The sequence below is a fragment of the Bacillus sp. FSL K6-2841 genome (assembly GCF_037976435.1).
Taxonomy (GTDB): domain Bacteria; phylum Bacillota; class Bacilli; order Bacillales; family Bacillaceae; genus Bacillus; species Bacillus pumilus.
Genome location: NZ_CP150266.1, coordinates 81,445 through 104,249 on the forward strand (window position 1 = coordinate 81,445; position 22,805 = coordinate 104,249).

13 protein-coding genes, 9 tRNA genes and 5 rRNA genes are annotated in these 22,805 nt (G+C 46.5%); all 27 read left to right on the forward strand.

Features of this window, described 5'->3' with window-relative positions; all coding sequences use genetic code 11:
- Positions 1-46: 46 nt before the first annotated feature.
- The 27 genes from MHH68_RS00430 to MHH68_RS00560 all read left to right on the forward strand — a co-directional run bounded on the left by MHH68_RS00430 (position 47) and on the right by MHH68_RS00560 (position 22,767).
- Positions 47-823, forward strand: a complete 777-nt coding sequence (locus MHH68_RS00430) for a type III pantothenate kinase (protein ID WP_058015848.1) — start codon at positions 47-49, stop codon at positions 821-823.
- A 15-nt stretch (positions 824-838) separates the two neighbouring features.
- On the forward strand, positions 839-1,714 hold the full coding sequence (gene hslO, locus MHH68_RS00435) for an Hsp33 family molecular chaperone HslO (RefSeq protein WP_058015849.1): 876 nt from the start codon (positions 839-841) through the stop codon (positions 1,712-1,714).
- Between the two features lie 52 nt (positions 1,715-1,766).
- Positions 1,767-2,669 (forward strand): peptidyl-prolyl cis-trans isomerase, encoded by a 903-nt coding sequence (locus MHH68_RS00440; RefSeq protein ID WP_224925996.1) that lies wholly within the window; start codon positions 1,767-1,769, stop codon positions 2,667-2,669.
- Between the two features lie 77 nt (positions 2,670-2,746).
- Complete coding sequence (gene cysK / locus MHH68_RS00445) at positions 2,747-3,670, forward strand: cysteine synthase A (protein WP_012008673.1); 924 nt, start codon at positions 2,747-2,749, stop codon at positions 3,668-3,670.
- Between the two features lie 124 nt (positions 3,671-3,794).
- Positions 3,795-5,213, forward strand: a complete 1,419-nt coding sequence (locus MHH68_RS00450) for an anthranilate synthase component I family protein (protein WP_061406501.1) — start codon at positions 3,795-3,797, stop codon at positions 5,211-5,213.
- A 13-nt stretch (positions 5,214-5,226) separates the two neighbouring features.
- Positions 5,227-5,820 (forward strand): aminodeoxychorismate/anthranilate synthase component II, encoded by a 594-nt coding sequence (gene pabA, locus MHH68_RS00455; RefSeq protein ID WP_058015850.1) that lies wholly within the window; start codon positions 5,227-5,229, stop codon positions 5,818-5,820.
- Positions 5,817-6,665, forward strand: a complete 849-nt coding sequence (pabC, locus tag MHH68_RS00460; protein WP_268497178.1) for an aminodeoxychorismate lyase — start codon at positions 5,817-5,819, stop codon at positions 6,663-6,665. Before pabA ends, pabC begins: the two co-directional genes overlap by 4 nt.
- 9 nt (positions 6,666-6,674) lie before the next feature.
- The gene (gene folP, locus MHH68_RS00465; RefSeq protein ID WP_180309716.1) at positions 6,675-7,532 is read left to right on the forward strand and encodes a dihydropteroate synthase; all 858 of its coding nucleotides are present in this window, start codon (positions 6,675-6,677) and stop codon (positions 7,530-7,532) included.
- Entirely contained in the window at positions 7,525-7,887 is a 363-nt protein-coding gene (gene folB, locus MHH68_RS00470; RefSeq protein WP_081042369.1) for a dihydroneopterin aldolase, read from the forward strand. The genes folP and folB overlap by 8 nt, the downstream gene beginning before the upstream one ends.
- Positions 7,884-8,387: a 2-amino-4-hydroxy-6-hydroxymethyldihydropteridine diphosphokinase gene (gene folK, locus MHH68_RS00475; RefSeq protein WP_061406503.1), complete on the forward strand. Its 504-nt coding sequence runs from the start codon at positions 7,884-7,886 to the stop codon at positions 8,385-8,387. Before folB ends, folK begins: the two co-directional genes overlap by 4 nt.
- Positions 8,339-8,572: a helix-turn-helix transcriptional regulator gene (locus tag MHH68_RS00480; protein WP_034665770.1), complete on the forward strand. Its 234-nt coding sequence runs from the start codon at positions 8,339-8,341 to the stop codon at positions 8,570-8,572. Before folK ends, MHH68_RS00480 begins: the two co-directional genes overlap by 49 nt.
- Positions 8,565-9,566: a tRNA dihydrouridine synthase DusB gene (gene dusB, locus MHH68_RS00485; protein ID WP_061406505.1), complete on the forward strand. Its 1,002-nt coding sequence runs from the start codon at positions 8,565-8,567 to the stop codon at positions 9,564-9,566. Before MHH68_RS00480 ends, dusB begins: the two co-directional genes overlap by 8 nt.
- Positions 9,567-9,656: 90 nt before the next feature.
- A complete protein-coding gene (gene lysS / locus MHH68_RS00490; RefSeq protein WP_012008682.1) occupies positions 9,657-11,156 on the forward strand; it encodes a lysine--tRNA ligase in 1,500 nt (499 codons plus the stop codon).
- Between the two features lie 345 nt (positions 11,157-11,501).
- Positions 11,502-13,050, forward strand: a 16S ribosomal RNA gene (locus MHH68_RS00495).
- A 182-nt stretch (positions 13,051-13,232) separates the two neighbouring features.
- A 23S ribosomal RNA gene (locus MHH68_RS00500) occupies positions 13,233-16,163 on the forward strand.
- A gap of 61 nt (positions 16,164-16,224) precedes the next feature.
- Positions 16,225-16,340: ribosomal RNA gene (gene rrf / locus MHH68_RS00505) — 5S ribosomal RNA — on the forward strand.
- Positions 16,341-17,135: 795 nt separating this feature from the next.
- Positions 17,136-17,211: transfer RNA gene (locus MHH68_RS00510), tRNA-Val, on the forward strand.
- A 33-nt stretch (positions 17,212-17,244) separates the two neighbouring features.
- Positions 17,245-17,320: transfer RNA gene (locus tag MHH68_RS00515), tRNA-Thr, on the forward strand.
- 37 nt (positions 17,321-17,357) lie between these two features.
- Positions 17,358-17,433, forward strand: a tRNA-Lys gene (locus MHH68_RS00520).
- An 8-nt stretch (positions 17,434-17,441) separates the two neighbouring features.
- Positions 17,442-17,524 (forward strand) — tRNA-Leu (locus tag MHH68_RS00525).
- 30 nt (positions 17,525-17,554) lie between these two features.
- Positions 17,555-17,626: transfer RNA gene (locus MHH68_RS00530), tRNA-Gly, on the forward strand.
- A 12-nt stretch (positions 17,627-17,638) separates the two neighbouring features.
- A tRNA-Leu gene (locus MHH68_RS00535) sits at positions 17,639-17,724 on the forward strand.
- Between the two features lie 11 nt (positions 17,725-17,735).
- Positions 17,736-17,812, forward strand: a tRNA-Arg gene (locus MHH68_RS00540).
- Positions 17,813-17,819: 7 nt separating this feature from the next.
- Positions 17,820-17,896, forward strand: a tRNA-Pro gene (locus MHH68_RS00545).
- Between the two features lie 7 nt (positions 17,897-17,903).
- Positions 17,904-17,979: transfer RNA gene (locus MHH68_RS00550), tRNA-Ala, on the forward strand.
- A gap of 126 nt (positions 17,980-18,105) precedes the next feature.
- Positions 18,106-19,654, forward strand: a 16S ribosomal RNA gene (locus tag MHH68_RS00555).
- A gap of 182 nt (positions 19,655-19,836) precedes the next feature.
- A 23S ribosomal RNA gene (locus MHH68_RS00560) occupies positions 19,837-22,767 on the forward strand.
- Together the 16S, 23S and 5S rRNA genes with 9 tRNA genes alongside form the textbook arrangement of a ribosomal RNA operon.
- Positions 22,768-22,805: the final 38 nt, after the last annotated feature.

A 22,805-nucleotide genomic window follows, 5' to 3' on the forward strand; every position in this document is an offset into this window, starting at 1 on the left:
GTCGAAAAATGCTCTTTTTGAGAAACTATTCAAAGTGGTGATGAAGTTGTTACTCGTGATAGATGTAGGGAACACAAATACCGTTTTAGGTGTTTATCATAATGGCGAACTAAACTACCATTGGCGAATTGAAACAAGCCGTCATAAAACAGAAGATGAATTTGGTATGGCCATCAGGTCTTTATTTGATTATGTCGGGCTAATGTTTGACCAAATAGAAGGAATTATCATCTCGTCTGTTGTCCCGCCAATGATGTTTGCATTAGAAAGAATGTGCGAGAAGTACTTTCACATAACTCCCCAAATTGTAGGGCCTGGAATGAAGACTGGATTAAACATTATGTGTGACAATCCAAAGGAAGTCGGGGCTGATCGAATTGTGAATGCAGTAGCGGCGATTCACCTTTATGGGGCACCTCTCATTGTCGTAGATTTCGGTACAGCGACAACCTACTGTTATATCAATGAACAAAAACAATACATGGGTGGGGCGATTGCACCTGGTATTACCATCTCCACAGAGGCTTTATATACAAGAGCAGCAAAACTGCCGAGAATTGAAATTGTCCGTCCAGAACACATTGTTGGAAAAAACACCATCAGTGCGATGCAATCCGGCATCCTTTATGGATATGTTGGGCAAGTCGAGGGAATAGTGAAACGGATGAAGCAGCAAGCGAAACAAACACCGAAAGTCATTGCAACAGGCGGTTTGTCGACATTGATTGGAAATGAATCAGATTGCATTGATGTTGTCGATCCGTTCTTAACATTAAAAGGACTTCAACTCATTTATGAACGTAATCGTGTCGGTGTACTATAGGAGGTTTAAAATCGAATGGATTACTTAGTTAAAGCGTTAGCATATGACGGAAAAGTCCGAGCATATGCTGCAAACACAACAGATACAATCAATGAAGCACAAAGAAGACACCATACATGGCCAACAGCATCAGCAGCGATTGGCAGAACTATGACTGCTACAGTCATGATGGGTGCTATGCTGAAAGGCGAAAATAAGCTAACGGTCAAAATTGAAGGCGGTGGACCAATCGGTGCCATCATTGCTGATGGAAACGCAAAGGGCCAAGTGCGCGGATATGTCTCAAACCCACAAGTCCACTTTGACTTAAATGAACATGGCAAGCTGGATGTTAGACGTGCAGTCGGGACATCTGGAACGTTAAGTGTTGTGAAAGATATCGGACTGAAAGATCACTTTACAGGACAAACGGAGATCGTCTCAGGTGAAATTGGAGATGACTTCACTTATTATCTTGTCTCTTCTGAGCAAGTGCCTTCCTCTGTAGGTGTGGGGGTTCTCGTCAATCCAGATAACTCGATTCTCGCAGCTGGCGGTTTCATCATTCAATTGCTGCCTGGAACAGAAGATGCTGTCATTGAAAGATTAGAAAAGCGGCTCTCAACCATTGAACCCATTTCTAAACTCATTGAAAAAGGGATGACACCAGAAGAAATTTTAGAAGAAGTACTCGGAGAAAAACCTCAAATTTTAGAAACTGTACCTGTCGAATTTTCTTGTAACTGCTCAAAAGAACGTTTTGCTAATGGCATTATCAGCCTAGGAAAAGCCGAAATTGACGATATGATTGAACAAGAAGGACAAGCAGAAGCTCAATGCCATTTTTGTAACGAAACGTATGTATTTACAAAAGAAGAGCTAGAGGAGCTACGTGAAGAAATAACCCGCTAAGCTCTAAGCAGCGGGTTTTCTTTTTAGAATTGAAAGGAGACGAAAGATGAGACTGAAAGCAAGAGTGGTATGGACATTTATTCTCGTGTTGCTTATGATCAATGCCGTTGTCATTGCATATGTATTAACAAAGTCGCAAATGTCACAGGCTTCTTCAAACGGGAAGAGCGGTGAAGAAATCGCGTCGATTGGAAAAGAGAAGGTGACACGTCAAGAATGGTTAAAGAAGATGGAAGACCGCTATGGAAAGGCAACACTTGAGCAAATGATTAATCAGAAGGTGGTCAATCAGCTTGCGAAAGAAAACAAGCTTGAGGTGTCCTCAAAAGAAATCAATCGTGAATTGCTGATGCTTAAGGCGGTATCTAATAATTTCTACGAAGATGGACATACGAGTGAAAAGGACTGGACAGAACAGATTCGTTATCAAATTTTATTAGAGCAGCTTTTAACGAGAGATGCTGTCGTTTCTGAAAAAGAAGCGAAATCCTTTTATGAAAAAAACAAGGACTTATATCAATATGATGATTCATACCGTATTCGTCATATCGTCGTGAAGACAAAAGGTGAAGCTGAAAATGTTTTGAAGGATCTGAAAGGCGGATCTAGCTTCGAGGCGGTGGCAGCTGAACGCTCCATTGACCGCTACACCTCTCCATATGGCGGAGATCTTGGGTTTGTGACGGAAGAACAAGAAAGTATCCCAGCCCTATACATACAGGAAGCTCAAAAGCTTCAGCCAGATGAATGGACAAAAGAACCGATCGAGACCAAAAACGGGTATGCCATTATTCAATTGAAAGAAAAATTAGATGGCCGCTCCTTCTCGTATGAAGAAGTCAAAAATCAGATCAAAAGGCAGATTGCCATGGAAGATCTAGGTGAAAAGGCGAATGTCAAAACTCTGTGGAAAGAAGCAAAAGTCACATGGTTTTACGATGGCGAGCAGGACTAAAAGCATTGACAAAATTTTTCGAAATTGATAATTTAATATTAATACAATAAAATTACTCGGAGATAGAGGTGTTAGTGATGGCTCGTATTGCAAATTCAGTTTTTGAACTAATAGGAAATACACCAGTCGTTAAATTAAACCGTTTAGTAGATGAAGACAGTGCGGATGTCTACTTGAAGCTTGAATATATGAACCCGGGCAGCAGTGTGAAAGATCGTATTGCGTTAGCGATGATCGAAGATGCTGAAGCGAAAGGTACTTTAAAAGCCGGCGACACGCTCATCGAACCAACAAGCGGAAACACAGGTATCGGTCTAGCAATGGTAGCGGCAGCGAAAGGAATTAACGCCATTCTAGTGATGCCAGACACAATGAGTCAGGAGCGCCGTAACCTTTTACGTGCTTATGGTGCAGAGCTTGTATTAACACCAGGTGCAGAAGGAATGAAAGGTGCCATCAAAAAGGCAGAAGAATTAGCAGAAGAGCACGGTTACTTCATGCCTCAGCAATTTAGCAACGAAGCCAATGCGGAGATTCACCGTCGTACTACAGGAAAAGAAATTCTTGAACAGTTTGACGGCGAGCTTGATGCATTTATTGCAGGTGTTGGTACGGGCGGCACAATTACGGGTGCTGGCGAAGTCCTAAAAGAAGCCATCCCATCGATTCAGCTTTATGCGGTAGAGCCGACAGATTCTCCTGTATTATCAGGCGGAAAGCCGGGCCCGCATAAAATCCAAGGGATTGGAGCAGGTTTTATTCCTTCCATCTTAAACACGGAAGTATATGATGGCATTATCCAAGTGAAAAACGAAGATGCATTTGAGCTTGCAAGAAAAGCAGCGAAAGAGGAAGGAATCCTTGGCGGTATTTCTTCAGGAGCAGCTATTTACGCAGCACTTCAAACAGCGAAAAAGCTTGGTAAAGGGAAAAAGGTTCTCGCAATCATCCCAAGTAATGGGGAGCGTTACCTCAGCACACCTCTTTATCAGTTCGATTAAACCAATTACCCCAGCATTTGCTGGGGTTTTTTTATGAAATCTGTAGATGGAAAGCAAATACTATTTTCTAAATAAATTGGATTGCATTACAATAAGATTAATGAAAATGAAAAAGGATGATAACATGACACAACGCAGGCCGATGGGCATCAAAATTCCTTTTACGAAAGATGCATTCTTGGAAAGATACGAACAACTAACTGCTGGCGAAACACACCATGTTCTGCTTGAAAGTGCTCGCGGCGGTTCCTACAGCATTGCTGGTATTCACCCAATCGCTAAAGCGAAGGGGAAAGATGGGATGACAACCATCCATTATCAAGATGAGGTGCTGTTTAAAGAAGGCGATCCATTCAGAGCGTTTACGGATTGGTTCCAAACCCTTCAAACCGAAACGAATGAGGAATACCCTGATTTTCAAGGCGGGGCGATTGGATTTTTAAGCTATGATTATGCTAGATATATCGAGCATTTTAAGATGCTGTCCATTGATGACCTGAAAACACCTGATCTTTATTTTCTCGTGTTTAATGATGTTGCAGTCTTTGATCATAAGGAAAATATGTTGTGGCTGATTACTCACACAGAGGGAGCGGAACCTGTGAGTGTCACTCATCAAAGACTTGAAGATTTGAAGCAAAAGTGGACAAGCTCTGTAATCGAATCAGCACAATCACCTGTTTATGAATCTTCTGCAGAATTTGTACCAGCAGCACCTTTTACTGAAGAGACCTTTGGAGAAGCAGTAGAGAAGATTAAGCAATATATCACAAGCGGTGATGTGTTCCAAGTGAATTTATCCATCAGACAAGATGAACAGCTCCACACCCACCCTTATGATTTATACAAAACGTTACGTCAAGTCAATCCATCTCCTTATATGTCTTATTTGCACACGCCTGATTTCCAAATTGTTTGTGGATCTCCAGAGCTGCTGATTAAGAAAAAGGGGACTCAATTAGAAACAAGACCGATTGCGGGTACAAGATCAAGAGGCAAGGACGATGCTGAGGATCAAGCGCTGGCAAAAGAGCTCATTGAAAATGAAAAAGAACGCGCGGAGCATGTGATGCTCGTCGATCTTGAGCGAAATGATCTTGGACGCGTGTCCACTTATGGCTCAGTAAGAGTGAACGAATTTATGGCGATTGAGAAATATTCACATGTGATGCACATTGTATCCAACGTACAAGGGGAACTGCGTGATGATTGTGATGCAGTAGATGTCATGAGAGCCGTATTCCCAGGCGGCACAATTACAGGTGCTCCAAAGGTAAGAACAATGGAAATCATAGAAGAGCTTGAGCCAACAAGGCGTGGGCTTTATACTGGATCTATAGGCTGGTTTGGATTTAATCAAGATATGCACTTTAACATCGTCATTCGTACGGCGTACTGCACTGAAGGCAAAGCCTTTATGCAGTCGGGTGCTGGGATCGTCATCGATTCTGTACCAAAGCACGAATATAAAGAATCGATTAAAAAAGCCTATGCAGTAAAAAAAGCATTACAGTTGAGCGAAGAAGAGACTATTTTGAGTTAGAGGTGAGCAGAGCATGATAGTAATGATTGATAATTATGATTCATTTACGTACAACCTGGTCCAGTATTTAGGTGAGCTTGGAGAAGAATTGATCGTGAAACGGAATGATCAAGTAACCATTCAAGAAATCGAAGAACTCAAGCCAGATTTTCTCATGATTTCTCCAGGGCCATGCAGTCCTGATGAAGCGGGAATTAGTATGGAGGCAATCAAGCACTTTGCGGGAAGTATTCCGATCTTCGGTGTATGCCTAGGGCATCAATCCATTGCGCAAGTCTTTGGAGGGGATGTCGTTCGTGCTGAGCGCTTAATGCATGGTAAAACGTCAGAGATTGAACATGACGGAAAAGGTGTCTTCACTGGACTCCAAAATCCGCTTGTCGCAACGAGATATCATTCATTAATTGTCAAAAATGAAACGCTGCCGGAGTGCTTTGACGCAACAGCCAGCACAAAGGAAGGCGAGCTCATGGCCATTCGCCATAAAGAGCTGCCAATTGAAAGTGTACAGTTTCATCCTGAATCGATTATGACGTCCTTCGGAAAAGAAATGCTTAAAAATTTCATTGAAACCTATCGTAAAAAGGGGCATGAAGTAAACGCATGATCATTTATCTGAACGGTCAGTATATAGAGGAGAAAGACGCGACTCTTTCTCCTTTTGATCATGGTTTTCTATATGGCATCGGTGTATTCGAAACATTTACCAGCCTGGCAGGACAAGTCTTTCTGTTAGATTGGCACCTTGAAAGGCTCAATCAATCATTGCATGACCTTTGCATCGAATCCACAATAGAGAAACCATTTGTACTCGACATCATTCATACCTTACTAAATAAAAACGAAATAGCCGGTGGCCATGCGAGAATTCGATTCAATGTTTCTGCGGGCAGGGGCAATGGATTTTCTGCAGATCCTTATGAAGAGTCTGTCGTGTTTGTCATGATCTCTCCATTCCGGACCGAATCTGTTTTAGATGAGAAACAGGGAGTCATTCTTCAAACGAGGAGAAATACGCCGGAAGGTCCGAGGCGCCTCAAGTCTCACCATTATATGAACAACCTGCTTGCAAAAAGAGAAGTGGGAAATGACCCGAAGTTAGAAGGTATCTTTTTAACAAAAGAAAATGATGTGGCAGAAGGCATTACCTCCAATGTATTTTGGCGAAAAGGCGATGTGATTTATACACCGTCACTTGATACAGGCATTTTAAATGGGGTCACTCGTCGATATTGTATCGAAACACTCCAAGCGATGGAGGCTTCACTAAAAGTAGGGCGATACCCAGTCTCCCATTTGCTATCAGCTGATGAGGCATGGATGACCAATTCTGTTCAAGGGGTTGTGCCTTTCAGAAGTATAGGGGAAATCTCCTTTCCCCAAAACAGCCGGATCTTCTCAACGAAATTGAGAGCACAATATACAAAAGAACGTCTAGATTATAAAGAGTAGGTGGACACAATGACACAACAAGTGATAAAGCAGCCTAAAGTCATACAAACCAAGCACCACACCCTTAGTTATGAAGAAAAGACATTGGTCATGGGCATTTTAAATGTCACACCTGACTCTTTTTCAGATGGAGGAAAGTTTAATCAAGTGGATAAAGCGCTGGCTCATGCAGCACAGCTGATAGAGGACGGGGCACATATCATTGATATTGGCGGAGAATCGACTCGCCCAGGAGCGGCATTTGTCTCAGAACAAGAGGAGCTTTCAAGAGTCATTCCCGTCATTGAAAAGATCACGAAAGAATTGGATGTACCGATTTCCATTGATACGTATAAAGCCCATGTGGCAGATGAAGCAGTGAAAGCCGGAGCTTCCATCATTAATGATGTATGGGGAGCGAAGGCAGATCCTCAAATGGCGCATGTGGCAGCGAAGCACAATGTGCCGATTATTTTAATGCACAATCGGCCAGAGCGAAATTACACACATTTGATTTCAGATATGATCGCAGATTTGAAAGAAAGTGTTCAGATTGCGAAACAAGCCGGTGTCCGTGATGACATGATCATATTAGACCCTGGTGTAGGGTTTGCGAAAAATAAAGAGGACAACCTGATGGTCATGAATGAGCTCGAACATTTTTGTCACCTTGGGTATCCACTGCTCTTAGCTACATCTCGAAAACGATTCATCGGAGCTGTCTTAGACCTGCCACCGGAAGAACGTACTGAAGGAACGGGGGCCACGGTCTGTCTTGGGATTCAAAAAGGCAGTGCGATGGTTCGCGTACATGATGTAAAAGAAATCGCAAGAATGGCAAAAATGATGGATGCCATGCTGAATAAGGGAGGCGCTTATCATCGATAAAGTATATGTAAATGGAATGGAATTTTACGGCTACCATGGCGTATTTGCAGAAGAAAATAAATTAGGACAGCGGTTCCGTGTGGATTTAACAGCTTCACTTGATTTAAGTAAAGCCGGACAAACTGATGACCTCAATCAGACCATCAATTATGCGGAGCTCTACCAAATCTGCAAAAGCATAGTAGAGGGTGAACCAGTCAACCTCGTTGAAACACTGACAGAAAGAATTGCGAGCCAAGTGCTAAAGGATTTTCCGACAGTTCAGGAATGTACAGTGAAGGTAATCAAACCAGATCCACCAATTCCAGGACACTATCAGTCCGTTGCCATTGAAATGACGAGATCGCGCGCATGAACAATACCGCATACATTGCTTTAGGTTCGAACATAGGGAAAAAGGAAACCTATTTAAAAGAAGCTGTGAAAAAACTGCACGAACATCCAGATGTTCAAGTAGAATCGATCTCATCTATATATGAAACAACACCTGTAGGTTACGAAAACCAAGATGACTTTTTAAATATGGCTGTGAAAATTTCCACCTCGCTTCGTCCAAATGAATTACTGGCACTTACTCAGAAAATCGAGCAAGAGTTAGGCAGAACAAGAGAAGTGAGATGGGGACCGCGAACGGCTGACCTTGACATTTTACTTTATAATCGTGAAAATATTGAAACAGAACAGCTTGTAGTGCCGCATCCTAGAATGTACGAACGTTTATTCGTTCTCGTTCCGATGAGTGAGATTTGCCCAGAAATCGGCGAAGTACAAATAAATGCCGTAACAGACCAAGAAGGTGTAAGCATATGGAAAAAGACATGTGGGGTAGAAGAATTCGTGCATACCGAAAGCTAAAAGGGTATACTCAGGAAGGGTTCGCGAAAAGACTGGGCATCTCTGTCTCTGTCTTAGGAGAAATTGAGCGTGGCAATCGATTACCAACAAACCAATTGGTTGGTCAAATAGCAGATGCTTTAAATATAACGGTGGAAGAACTTTCGCCAATTCTTGAAGAAGGAAGGAGGGGAAATGATGTTTAAAATCGGAGATATCGACATTAAAAACAAAGTGGTGCTCGCGCCTATGGCTGGTGTGTGCAACTCTGCCTTCAGACTGACAGTGAAAGAGTTTGGAGCAGGTTTAGTCTGCGCTGAAATGGTCAGTGATAAGGCGATCCTGATCAACAATGCAAGAACAATGGGTATGCTATACATTGATGAACGGGAAAAGCCTTTGAGCCTTCAGATATTTGGAGGAGAAAAAGACACTCTCGTTGAAGCGGCAAAGTTTGTAGACCAGAATACCACAGCGGACATTATTGATATCAACATGGGCTGTCCTGTGCCGAAGATTACGAAATGTGATGCAGGAGCGAAATGGCTGCTTGATCCAAACAAGATTTATGAAATGGTCTCTGCTGTTGTAGATGCTGTAGATAAACCTGTTACAGTGAAAATGAGAATGGGCTGGGACGAAGATCATATCTTCGCTATCGACAATGCCCGTGCTGTTGAACGAGCAGGTGGACAAGCGGTTGCGCTTCACGGACGGACACGTGTGCAGATGTACGAAGGAACAGCGAATTGGGATATTATAAAAGAGGTCAAACAATCTGTTTCCATTCCAGTCATCGGCAATGGAGATGTCAAAACCCCTCAGGATGCAAAACGTATGCTTGATGAAACGGGTGCAGATGCTGTCATGATCGGAAGAGCCGCACTAGGAAACCCATGGATGATCTATCGAACGGTTCATTATTTAGAAACGGGTGAACTGAAAGAAGAGCCAAACGTACGTGAGAAGATGTCAGTGTGCAAGCTTCACTTAGACAGACTCATTGATCTAAAAGGCGAGCATGTGGCTGTCAGAGAAATGAGAAAGCACGCAGCATGGTACTTAAAAGGTGTCCGAGGCAATGCGGACGTGAGAAATCAAATCAATCAGAGTGAAACGAGAGCGGAACTTGTACAAGTTCTTGATAACTTTACGATCGAAGCCGAGGCAAAAGAGCTTCAAAGTATAAAAGTAGGATAAGACTATCTTTCTTTTTGTAGCTCACTGCTAGTGCATGTACTGGCAGTTTTTCTGCTTTTCTCTGCAAAATACATTAATGGAGTGATATAAATGAGTAATGAAGGGCTTAATAACGAAGAATTAAATGACCAATTCCAGGTCAGACGTGACAAAATGAATAAAATGAGAGAAGAGGGTATTGATCCATTTGGTGAACGATATGACCGTTCTCATCAATCTGCCCAAATTATTGCTGAATACGATGAGTTTTCTAAAGAAGACTTAGAAGAAAAGTCTGCCCAAGTGACAATCGCTGGACGTATGATGACTAAGCGCGGAAAAGGGAAAGCTGGCTTTGCGCATATACAAGATTTAGAAGGACAAATTCAAATCTACGTTCGTAAAGATAGTGTAGGAGAAGAAGCTTACGAATTATTCAAAAGCTCAGACCTAGGCGATATTATCGGTGTAACAGGAACAGTATTTAAAACGAATGTAGGAGAACTTTCTATTAAAGCGACTAGCTTTGAGGTTCTCACAAAAGCACTTCGCCCGCTTCCTGATAAATATCATGGACTTAAAGATGTTGAACAACGTTATCGTCAGCGTTACCTTGATCTGATTGTAAATCCAGAAAGTAAGCAGACGTTCATCATGCGAAGCAAGATCATCCAATCTATGAGAAGATACTTAGATTCTAAAGGATACCTAGAAGTTGAAACACCAACAATGCACAGCATCCCTGGTGGTGCATCAGCACGTCCTTTCATTACTCATCATAATGCACTGGATATGCCGCTTTATATGCGTATTGCGATTGAACTGCACTTAAAACGCCTCATTGTCGGTGGCCTAGAGAAAGTATACGAGATTGGCCGTGTATTCCGTAACGAAGGTGTATCAACTCGCCATAACCCAGAATTCACTATGATCGAGCTTTACGAAGCTTACGCAGATTATAAAGACATCATGAACCTAACCGAAAACCTGATTGCTCATATTGCCGAAGAGGTACTAGGAACAACCACGATTCAATATGGAGAAGATGAAATTGACCTCAAGCCTGAATGGAAGAGACTCCATATGGTTGAAGCGGTCAAAGAAGCAACTGGTGTAGACTTCTGGCAGGAGATGTCCGTAGAAGAAGCGCAACAGCATGCAGCTGATCACGGAATTGAAATTACGAAAAACATGACAGTAGGTCATATCATCAATGAGTTCTTCGAGCAAAAAGTTGAGGAAACTTTGGTACAGCCTACATTTATTTACGGACACCCAGTGGAGATTTCTCCATTAGCTAAGAAAAACCCTGAAGACCCTCGCTTCACAGATCGCTTTGAGCTATTTATCGTACGCCGTGAACATGCTAATGCATTCACAGAGCTAAATGATCCAATCGATCAAAGAGAACGTTTCGAAGCTCAATTAAAAGAACGTGAAGAAGGAAATGACGAAGCGCATCTAATGGATGACGATTTTGTTGAAGCATTAGAATATGGTATGCCTCCAACAGGCGGACTAGGAATCGGTATCGACCGGTTAATCATGCTATTAACAAATTCTCCATCAATCAGAGATGTACTGCTTTTCCCACAAATGAGAAACCGCTAATACATCAATTAAAGCGCCATTATAACTATGGCGCTTTTTATTTTTCATAAAATGAAAATTTTTTTTAAAAAAACTATTGCAAGGAAAGAATCAAGGTGGTATATTATTATTCGTTGCCGCAAAACAGCAGCGAGGTTAAAAAAAGAAATTGAAAAAACTTCTTGACTTTAACCGATACGAAATGTTAAGATATTAAAGTCGCTTACGAGCGATAACGAATATGATCTTTGAAAACTAAACAAGACAAAACGTACCTGTTAATTCGAGTTTTTATAAAAAAATCCTATGATATAACATAGGTAGTCAGTCAAACGCTGACGAAAAACAAAACTTCGGTTTTGTACTTTTTCGGAGAGTTTGATCCTGGCTCAGGACGAACGCTGGCGGCGTGCCTAATACATGCAAGTCGAGCGAACAGAAGGGAGCTTGCTCCCGGATGTTAGCGGCGGACGGGTGAGTAACACGTGGGTAACCTGCCTGTAAGACTGGGATAACTCCGGGAAACCGGAGCTAATACCGGATAGTTCCTTGAACCGCATGGTTCAAGGATGAAAGACGGTTTCGGCTGTCACTTACAGATGGACCCGCGGCGCATTAGCTAGTTGGTGGGGTAATGGCTCACCAAGGCGACGATGCGTAGCCGACCTGAGAGGGTGATCGGCCACACTGGGACTGAGACACGGCCCAGACTCCTACGGGAGGCAGCAGTAGGGAATCTTCCGCAATGGACGAAAGTCTGACGGAGCAACGCCGCGTGAGTGATGAAGGTTTTCGGATCGTAAAGCTCTGTTGTTAGGGAAGAACAAGTGCGAGAGTAACTGCTCGCACCTTGACGGTACCTAACCAGAAAGCCACGGCTAACTACGTGCCAGCAGCCGCGGTAATACGTAGGTGGCAAGCGTTGTCCGGAATTATTGGGCGTAAAGGGCTCGCAGGCGGTTTCTTAAGTCTGATGTGAAAGCCCCCGGCTCAACCGGGGAGGGTCATTGGAAACTGGGAAACTTGAGTGCAGAAGAGGAGAGTGGAATTCCACGTGTAGCGGTGAAATGCGTAGAGATGTGGAGGAACACCAGTGGCGAAGGCGACTCTCTGGTCTGTAACTGACGCTGAGGAGCGAAAGCGTGGGGAGCGAACAGGATTAGATACCCTGGTAGTCCACGCCGTAAACGATGAGTGCTAAGTGTTAGGGGGTTTCCGCCCCTTAGTGCTGCAGCTAACGCATTAAGCACTCCGCCTGGGGAGTACGGTCGCAAGACTGAAACTCAAAGGAATTGACGGGGGCCCGCACAAGCGGTGGAGCATGTGGTTTAATTCGAAGCAACGCGAAGAACCTTACCAGGTCTTGACATCCTCTGACAACCCTAGAGATAGGGCTTTCCCTTCGGGGACAGAGTGACAGGTGGTGCATGGTTGTCGTCAGCTCGTGTCGTGAGATGTTGGGTTAAGTCCCGCAACGAGCGCAACCCTTGATCTTAGTTGCCAGCATTTAGTTGGGCACTCTAAGGTGACTGCCGGTGACAAACCGGAGGAAGGTGGGGATGACGTCAAATCATCATGCCCCTTATGACCTGGGCTACACACGTGCTACAATGGACAGAACAAAGGGCTGCGAGACCGCAAGGTTTAGCCAATCCCATAAATCTGTTCTCAGTTCGGATCGCAGTCTGCAACTCGACTGCGTGAAGCTGGAATCGCTAGTAATCGCGGATCAGCATGCCGCGGTGAATACGTTCCCGGGCCTTGTACACACCGCCCGTCACACCACGAGAGTTTGCAACACCCGAAGTCGGTGAGGTAACCTTTATGGAGCCAGCCGCCGAAGGTGGGGCAGATGATTGGGGTGAAGTCGTAACAAGGTAGCCGTATCGGAAGGTGCGGCTGGATCACCTCCTTTCTAAGGATATATGGAGCAGCGTGCGTTTTCGTCTTGTTTAGTTTTGAAGGATCATTCCTTCAAAACATGTCTCTAGCGAGACAGGATTGTTCTTTGAAAACTAGATAACAATAAGTAATACATTCACATTGAATGCAATGCAAAGTTCATCACACATAGTGATTCTTTCTAAAGTAAGAAATGGTTAAGTTAGAAAGGGCGCACGGTGGATGCCTTGGCACTAGGAGCCGATGAAGGACGGGACGAACACCGATATGCTTCGGGGAGCTGTAAGCAAGCTTTGATCCGGAGATTTCCGAATGGGGAAACCCACTGCTCGTAATGGAGTAGTATCCATACTTGAATACATAGAGTATGAGAAGGCATACCCGGGGAACTGAAACATCTAAGTACCCGGAGGAAGAGAAAGCAAATGCGATTCCCTGAGTAGCGGCGAGCGAAACGGGAACAGCCCAAACCAAGAGGCTTGCCTCTTGGGGTTGTAGGACACTCTATACGGAGTTACAAAGGAACGATATAAGCGAAGAGGTCTGGAAAGGCCCGCCAAAGAAGGTAACAGCCCTGTAACTGAAATGTTGTTCTCTCCAGAGTGGATCCTGAGTACGGCGGAACACGTGAAATTCCGTCGGAATCCGGGAGGACCATCTCCCAAGGCTAAATACTCCCTAGTGACCGATAGTGAACCAGTACCGTGAGGGAAAGGTGAAAAGCACCCCGGAAGGGGAGTGAAATAGATCCTGAAACCGTGTGCCTACAAGTAGTCAGAGCCCGTTAAAGGGTGATGGCGTGCCTTTTGTAGAATGAACCGGCGAGTTACGATCCCGTGCAAGGTTAAGCAGAAGATGCGGAGCCGCAGCGAAAGCGAGTCTGAATAGGGCGCATGAGTACGTGGTCGTAGACCCGAAACCAGGTGATCTACCCATGTCCAGGGTGAAGTTCAGGTAACACTGAATGGAGGCCCGAACCCACGCACGTTGAAAAGTGCGGGGATGAGGTGTGGGTAGGGGTGAAATGCCAATCGAACCTGGAGATAGCTGGTTCTCTCCGAAATAGCTTTAGGGCTAGCCTCAAGGTAAGAGTCTCGGAGGTAGAGCACTGATTGGACTAGGGGCCCCTACCGGGTTACCGAATTCAGTCAAACTCCGAATGCCGATGACTTATCCTTGGGAGTCAGACTGCGAGTGATAAGATCCGTAGTCGAAAGGGAAACAGCCCAGACCGCCAGCTAAGGTCCCAAAGTATACGTTAAGTGGAAAAGGATGTGGAGTTGCTTAGACAACCAGGATGTTGGCTTAGAAGCAGCCACCATTTAAAGAGTGCGTAATAGCTCACTGGTCGAGTGACTCTGCGCCGAAAATGTACCGGGGCTAAACGTATCACCGAAGCTGCGGACTGTTCTTACGAACAGTGGTAGGAGAGCGTTCTAAGTGCTGTGAAGTCAGACCGGAAGGACTGGTGGAGCGCTTAGAAGTGAGAATGCCGGTATGAGTAGCGAAAGACGGGTGAGAATCCCGTCCACCGAATGCCTAAGGTTTCCTGAGGAAGGCTCGTCCGCTCAGGGTTAGTCGGGACCTAAGCCGAGGCCGAAAGGCGTAGGCGATGGACAACAGGTTGATATTCCTGTACCACCTCCTCACCATTTGAGCAATGGGGGGACGCAGGAGGATAGGGTAAGCGCGGTATTGGATATCCGCGTCCAAGCAGTTAGGCTGGGAAATAGGCAAATCCGTTTCCCGTGAAGGCTGAGCTGTGATGGCGAGCGAAATTTAGTAGCGAAGTTCCTGATTCCACACTGCCAAGAAAAGCCTCTAGCGAGGTGAGAGGTGCCCGTACCGCAAACCGACACAGGTAGGCGAGGAGAGAATCCTAAGGTGATCGAGAGAACTCTCGTTAAGGAACTCGGCAAAATGACCCCGTAACTTCGGGAGAAGGGGTGCTTCTTAGGGTGTTAAAGCCCCGAGAAGCCGCAGTGAATAGGCCCAGGCGACTGTTTAGCAAAAACACAGGTCTCTGCGAAGCCGTAAGGCGAAGTATAGGGGCTGACGCCTGCCCGGTGCTGGAAGGTTAAGAGGAGCGCTTAGCGTAAGCGAAGGTGCGAATTGAAGCCCCAGTAAACGGCGGCCGTAACTATAACGGTCCTAAGGTAGCGAAATTCCTTGTCGGGTAAGTTCCGACCCGCACGAAAGGCGCAACGATCTGGGCACTGTCTCAACGAGAGACTCGGTGAAATTATAGTACCTGTGAAGATGCAGGTTACCCGCGACAGGACGGAAAGACCCCGTGGAGCTTTACTGCAGCCTGATATTGAATGTTGGTACAGCTTGTACAGGATAGGTAGGAGCCTTGGAAACCGGAGCGCTAGCTTCGGTGGAGGCATCGGTGGGATACTACCCTGGCTGTATTGACCTTCTAACCCGCTGCCCTTATCGGGCAGGGAGACAGTGTCAGGTGGGCAGTTTGACTGGGGCGGTCGCCTCCTAAAATGTAACGGAGGCGCCCAAAGGTTCCCTCAGAATGGTTGGAAATCATTCGCAGAGTGTAAAGGCACAAGGGAGCTTGACTGCGAGACCTACAAGTCGAGCAGGGACGAAAGTCGGGCTTAGTGATCCGGTGGTTCCGCATGGAAGGGCCATCGCTCAACGGATAAAAGCTACCCCGGGGATAACAGGCTTATCTCCCCCAAGAGTCCACATCGACGGGGAGGTTTGGCACCTCGATGTCGGCTCATCGCATCCTGGGGCTGTAGTCGGTCCCAAGGGTTGGGCTGTTCGCCCATTAAAGCGGTACGCGAGCTGGGTTCAGAACGTCGTGAGACAGTTCGGTCCCTATCCGTCGCGGGCGCAGGAAATTTGAGAGGAGCTGTCCTTAGTACGAGAGGACCGGGATGGACGCACCGCTGGTGTACCAGTTGTTCTGCCAAGGGCATCGCTGGGTAGCTATGTGCGGACGGGATAAGTGCTGAAAGCATCTAAGCATGAAGCCCCCCTCAAGATGAGATTTCCCATTCCGCAAGGAAGTAAGATCCCTGAAAGATGATCAGGTTGATAGGTCTGAGGTGGAAGCGTGGTGACACGTGGAGCTGACAGATACTAATAGATCGAGGACTTAACCTTTATTCTAATGTGAAGTTTGAACATTGTTATCTAGTTTTGAGAGAACATTCTCTCCATCAGGTTTGGTGGCGATAGCGAAGAGGTCACACCCGTTCCCATACCGAACACGGAAGTTAAGCTCTTCAGCGCCGATGGTAGTTGGGGGTCTCCCCCTGTGAGAGTAGGACGCCGCCAAGCTTGTCTAAGGATCAGTTCCATTTGGAACTGGTCTTTTTTGTGTTTTTGAAAAAATTACTTCTATTAAATTGCTTTGTAAAGTGAGAAGTGATGATGTAGCAAGCCTCATCGACCAGCTAATCTTTTCTTCCGTTCACTTTTATGTATTTTCATTGAACAACGCAGCTGTTGTGTGGGTAGGTCGTTCAATTCGTTTAGGATGAAGACCAAAAGCATAGACAGCAGCCAATAAGATTTTCTTTGGTAGCCAACAGATAAAGAGGACTGTTAGAGATACACTATAGATAACTGAGTATTGCCAAAGAGCATAGAGCACCTTCAGTTAATTTTTACGCCTGTTCTAAGTAAGAACAAGAAAGAATCAACAACTAACTTGTTACCTCCAGTAACACTTTAATATTGAAGATAGTAAAGAACAGCATCATTTACTGATATTTTTATATGAAAATGATTTCTCAGAAAAATAAAATAATAAAAGAATCCCTTCTCTAGATGATTTGTATGAGAAGATAGATTGAATAAAACAAGCATATAAAAAACATGAAAAGGGTCATTTTACATCAATGAAGCGTTATTAGAGCGCTTTTTAACAAAAAAACATAAAAAAACGAAAAAAGGACTTTTAAAATGATGAGACAAGTGGTAAACTTCTTTAGGTGCCTTAACGAAAAGATGAAAAAAACAGCGTTAAAATAAATTCAAAAATTATTTTAAAAAAGTCTTTACAAACAATATCTTATCGTTATATAATACTACTTGTCGGATCGAGAGACATTCGAAATGACAACAAAATATGGAGGATTAGCTCAGCTGGGAGAGCATCTGCCTTACAAGCAGAGGGTCGGCGGTTCGAGCCCGTCATCCTCCACCATATTTATTCTTACATAATGTTAGGATAGATAAAGCCGGTGTAGCTCAACTGGTAGAGCAACTGACTTGTAATCAGTAGGTTGGGGGTTCAAGTCCTCTTGCCGGCACCACTTTCATATGGTAAGATAGACAAGTCGCTTTTAAAGCGAGCCATTAGCTCAGTTGGTAGAGCATCTGACTTTTAATCAGAGGGTCGAAGGTTCGAGTCCTTCATGGCTCACCATGTTTCATGCGGGTGTGGCGGAATTGGCAGACGCGCTAGACTTAGGATCTAGTGTCTTTATGACGTGGGGGTTCAAGTCCCTTCACCCGCATTGCCAAATAAAATAAAGAAATCCTGTAATGCGGAAGTAGTTCAGTGGTAGAACACCACCTTGCCAAGGTGGGGGTCGCGGGTTCGAATCCCGTCTTCCGCTTATACCATCCACGCCGGGGTGGTGGAATTGGCAGACACACAGGACTTAAAATCCTGCGGTAGGTGACTACCGTGCCGGTTCAAGTCCGGCCCTCGGCATTATAAAATAAGCGCCCGTAGCTCAATTGGATAGAGCGTTTGACTACGGATCAAAAGGTTAGGGGTTCGACTCCTCTCGGGCGCGCCATTAAGATCGGGAAGTAGCTCAGCTTGGTAGAGCACTTGGTTTGGGACCAAGGGGTCGCAGGTTCGAATCCTGTCTTCCCGACCATCTTTATGGGGCCTTAGCTCAGCTGGGAGAGCGCCTGCCTTGCACGCAGGAGGTCAGCGGTTCGATCCCGCTAGGCTCCACCAATATGATCTTTGAAAACTAAACAAGACAAAACGTACCTGTTAATTCGAGTTTTTATAAAAAATCCTATGAAATATCATAGGTAGTCAGTCAAACGCTGACGAAAAACAAAACTTCGGTTTTGTACTTTTTCGGAGAGTTTGATCCTGGCTCAGGACGAACGCTGGCGGCGTGCCTAATACATGCAAGTCGAGCGAACAGAAGGGAGCTTGCTCCCGGATGTTAGCGGCGGACGGGTGAGTAACACGTGGGTAACCTGCCTGTAAGACTGGGATAACTCCGGGAAACCGGAGCTAATACCGGATAGTTCCTTGAACCGCATGGTTCAAGGATGAAAGACGGTTTCGGCTGTCACTTACAGATGGACCCGCGGCGCATTAGCTAGTTGGTGGGGTAATGGCTCACCAAGGCGACGATGCGTAGCCGACCTGAGAGGGTGATCGGCCACACTGGGACTGAGACACGGCCCAGACTCCTACGGGAGGCAGCAGTAGGGAATCTTCCGCAATGGACGAAAGTCTGACGGAGCAACGCCGCGTGAGTGATGAAGGTTTTCGGATCGTAAAGCTCTGTTGTTAGGGAAGAACAAGTGCGAGAGTAACTGCTCGCACCTTGACGGTACCTAACCAGAAAGCCACGGCTAACTACGTGCCAGCAGCCGCGGTAATACGTAGGTGGCAAGCGTTGTCCGGAATTATTGGGCGTAAAGGGCTCGCAGGCGGTTTCTTAAGTCTGATGTGAAAGCCCCCGGCTCAACCGGGGAGGGTCATTGGAAACTGGGAAACTTGAGTGCAGAAGAGGAGAGTGGAATTCCACGTGTAGCGGTGAAATGCGTAGAGATGTGGAGGAACACCAGTGGCGAAGGCGACTCTCTGGTCTGTAACTGACGCTGAGGAGCGAAAGCGTGGGGAGCGAACAGGATTAGATACCCTGGTAGTCCACGCCGTAAACGATGAGTGCTAAGTGTTAGGGGGTTTCCGCCCCTTAGTGCTGCAGCTAACGCATTAAGCACTCCGCCTGGGGAGTACGGTCGCAAGACTGAAACTCAAAGGAATTGACGGGGGCCCGCACAAGCGGTGGAGCATGTGGTTTAATTCGAAGCAACGCGAAGAACCTTACCAGGTCTTGACATCCTCTGACAACCCTAGAGATAGGGCTTTCCCTTCGGGGACAGAGTGACAGGTGGTGCATGGTTGTCGTCAGCTCGTGTCGTGAGATGTTGGGTTAAGTCCCGCAACGAGCGCAACCCTTGATCTTAGTTGCCAGCATTTAGTTGGGCACTCTAAGGTGACTGCCGGTGACAAACCGGAGGAAGGTGGGGATGACGTCAAATCATCATGCCCCTTATGACCTGGGCTACACACGTGCTACAATGGACAGAACAAAGGGCTGCGAGACCGCAAGGTTTAGCCAATCCCATAAATCTGTTCTCAGTTCGGATCGCAGTCTGCAACTCGACTGCGTGAAGCTGGAATCGCTAGTAATCGCGGATCAGCATGCCGCGGTGAATACGTTCCCGGGCCTTGTACACACCGCCCGTCACACCACGAGAGTTTGCAACACCCGAAGTCGGTGAGGTAACCTTTATGGAGCCAGCCGCCGAAGGTGGGGCAGATGATTGGGGTGAAGTCGTAACAAGGTAGCCGTATCGGAAGGTGCGGCTGGATCACCTCCTTTCTAAGGATATATGGAGCAGCGTGCGTTTTCGTCTTGTTTAGTTTTGAAGGATCATTCCTTCAAAACATGTCTCTAGCGAGACAGGATTGTTCTTTGAAAACTAGATAACAATAAGTAATACATTCACATTGAATGCAATGCAAAGTTCATCACACATAGTGATTCTTTCTAAAGTAAGAAATGGTTAAGTTAGAAAGGGCGCACGGTGGATGCCTTGGCACTAGGAGCCGATGAAGGACGGGACGAACACCGATATGCTTCGGGGAGCTGTAAGCAAGCTTTGATCCGGAGATTTCCGAATGGGGAAACCCACTGCTCGTAATGGAGTAGTATCCATACTTGAATACATAGAGTATGAGAAGGCATACCCGGGGAACTGAAACATCTAAGTACCCGGAGGAAGAGAAAGCAAATGCGATTCCCTGAGTAGCGGCGAGCGAAACGGGAACAGCCCAAACCAAGAGGCTTGCCTCTTGGGGTTGTAGGACACTCTATACGGAGTTACAAAGGAACGATATAAGCGAAGAGGTCTGGAAAGGCCCGCCAAAGAAGGTAACAGCCCTGTAACTGAAATGTTGTTCTCTCCAGAGTGGATCCTGAGTACGGCGGAACACGTGAAATTCCGTCGGAATCCGGGAGGACCATCTCCCAAGGCTAAATACTCCCTAGTGACCGATAGTGAACCAGTACCGTGAGGGAAAGGTGAAAAGCACCCCGGAAGGGGAGTGAAATAGATCCTGAAACCGTGTGCCTACAAGTAGTCAGAGCCCGTTAAAGGGTGATGGCGTGCCTTTTGTAGAATGAACCGGCGAGTTACGATCCCGTGCAAGGTTAAGCAGAAGATGCGGAGCCGCAGCGAAAGCGAGTCTGAATAGGGCGCATGAGTACGTGGTCGTAGACCCGAAACCAGGTGATCTACCCATGTCCAGGGTGAAGTTCAGGTAACACTGAATGGAGGCCCGAACCCACGCACGTTGAAAAGTGCGGGGATGAGGTGTGGGTAGGGGTGAAATGCCAATCGAACCTGGAGATAGCTGGTTCTCTCCGAAATAGCTTTAGGGCTAGCCTCAAGGTAAGAGTCTCGGAGGTAGAGCACTGATTGGACTAGGGGCCCCTACCGGGTTACCGAATTCAGTCAAACTCCGAATGCCGATGACTTATCCTTGGGAGTCAGACTGCGAGTGATAAGATCCGTAGTCGAAAGGGAAACAGCCCAGACCGCCAGCTAAGGTCCCAAAGTATACGTTAAGTGGAAAAGGATGTGGAGTTGCTTAGACAACCAGGATGTTGGCTTAGAAGCAGCCACCATTTAAAGAGTGCGTAATAGCTCACTGGTCGAGTGACTCTGCGCCGAAAATGTACCGGGGCTAAACGTATCACCGAAGCTGCGGACTGTTCTTACGAACAGTGGTAGGAGAGCGTTCTAAGTGCTGTGAAGTCAGACCGGAAGGACTGGTGGAGCGCTTAGAAGTGAGAATGCCGGTATGAGTAGCGAAAGACGGGTGAGAATCCCGTCCACCGAATGCCTAAGGTTTCCTGAGGAAGGCTCGTCCGCTCAGGGTTAGTCGGGACCTAAGCCGAGGCCGAAAGGCGTAGGCGATGGACAACAGGTTGATATTCCTGTACCACCTCCTCACCATTTGAGCAATGGGGGGACGCAGGAGGATAGGGTAAGCGCGGTATTGGATATCCGCGTCCAAGCAGTTAGGCTGGGAAATAGGCAAATCCGTTTCCCGTGAAGGCTGAGCTGTGATGGCGAGCGAAATTTAGTAGCGAAGTTCCTGATTCCACACTGCCAAGAAAAGCCTCTAGCGAGGTGAGAGGTGCCCGTACCGCAAACCGACACAGGTAGGCGAGGAGAGAATCCTAAGGTGATCGAGAGAACTCTCGTTAAGGAACTCGGCAAAATGACCCCGTAACTTCGGGAGAAGGGGTGCTTCTTAGGGTGTTAAAGCCCCGAGAAGCCGCAGTGAATAGGCCCAGGCGACTGTTTAGCAAAAACACAGGTCTCTGCGAAGCCGTAAGGCGAAGTATAGGGGCTGACGCCTGCCCGGTGCTGGAAGGTTAAGAGGAGCGCTTAGCGTAAGCGAAGGTGCGAATTGAAGCCCCAGTAAACGGCGGCCGTAACTATAACGGTCCTAAGGTAGCGAAATTCCTTGTCGGGTAAGTTCCGACCCGCACGAAAGGCGCAACGATCTGGGCACTGTCTCAACGAGAGACTCGGTGAAATTATAGTACCTGTGAAGATGCAGGTTACCCGCGACAGGACGGAAAGACCCCGTGGAGCTTTACTGCAGCCTGATATTGAATGTTGGTACAGCTTGTACAGGATAGGTAGGAGCCTTGGAAACCGGAGCGCTAGCTTCGGTGGAGGCATCGGTGGGATACTACCCTGGCTGTATTGACCTTCTAACCCGCTGCCCTTATCGGGCAGGGAGACAGTGTCAGGTGGGCAGTTTGACTGGGGCGGTCGCCTCCTAAAATGTAACGGAGGCGCCCAAAGGTTCCCTCAGAATGGTTGGAAATCATTCGCAGAGTGTAAAGGCACAAGGGAGCTTGACTGCGAGACCTACAAGTCGAGCAGGGACGAAAGTCGGGCTTAGTGATCCGGTGGTTCCGCATGGAAGGGCCATCGCTCAACGGATAAAAGCTACCCCGGGGATAACAGGCTTATCTCCCCCAAGAGTCCACATCGACGGGGAGGTTTGGCACCTCGATGTCGGCTCATCGCATCCTGGGGCTGTAGTCGGTCCCAAGGGTTGGGCTGTTCGCCCATTAAAGCGGTACGCGAGCTGGGTTCAGAACGTCGTGAGACAGTTCGGTCCCTATCCGTCGCGGGCGCAGGAAATTTGAGAGGAGCTGTCCTTAGTACGAGAGGACCGGGATGGACGCACCGCTGGTGTACCAGTTGTTCTGCCAAGGGCATCGCTGGGTAGCTATGTGCGGACGGGATAAGTGCTGAAAGCATCTAAGCATGAAGCCCCCCTCAAGATGAGATTTCCCATTCCGCAAGGAAGTAAGATCCCTGAAAGATGATCAGGTTGATAGGTCTGAGGTGGAAGCGTGGTGACACGTGGAGCTGACAGATACTAATAGATCGAGGACTTAACCTTTATTCTAATGTGAAGTTTGAACATTGTTATCTAGTTTT

Coding starts and splice junctions, on each gene's coding strand:
- hslO (WP_058015849.1), top strand. CDS start 839: ATGGATTACTTAGTTAAAGCGTTAGCATATGACGGAAAAGTCCGAGCA.
- cysK (WP_012008673.1), top strand. CDS start 2,747: ATGGCTCGTATTGCAAATTCAGTTTTTGAACTAATAGGAAATACACCA.
- MHH68_RS00450 (WP_061406501.1), top strand. CDS start 3,795: ATGACACAACGCAGGCCGATGGGCATCAAAATTCCTTTTACGAAAGAT.
- pabA (WP_058015850.1), top strand. CDS start 5,227: ATGATAGTAATGATTGATAATTATGATTCATTTACGTACAACCTGGTC.
- pabC (WP_268497178.1), top strand. CDS start 5,817: ATGATCATTTATCTGAACGGTCAGTATATAGAGGAGAAAGACGCGACT.
- folP (WP_180309716.1), top strand. CDS start 6,675: ATGACACAACAAGTGATAAAGCAGCCTAAAGTCATACAAACCAAGCAC.
- folK (WP_061406503.1), top strand. CDS start 7,884: ATGAACAATACCGCATACATTGCTTTAGGTTCGAACATAGGGAAAAAG.
- MHH68_RS00480 (WP_034665770.1), top strand. CDS start 8,339: ATGGAAAAAGACATGTGGGGTAGAAGAATTCGTGCATACCGAAAGCTA.
- dusB (WP_061406505.1), top strand. CDS start 8,565: ATGTTTAAAATCGGAGATATCGACATTAAAAACAAAGTGGTGCTCGCG.
- lysS (WP_012008682.1), top strand. CDS start 9,657: ATGAGTAATGAAGGGCTTAATAACGAAGAATTAAATGACCAATTCCAG.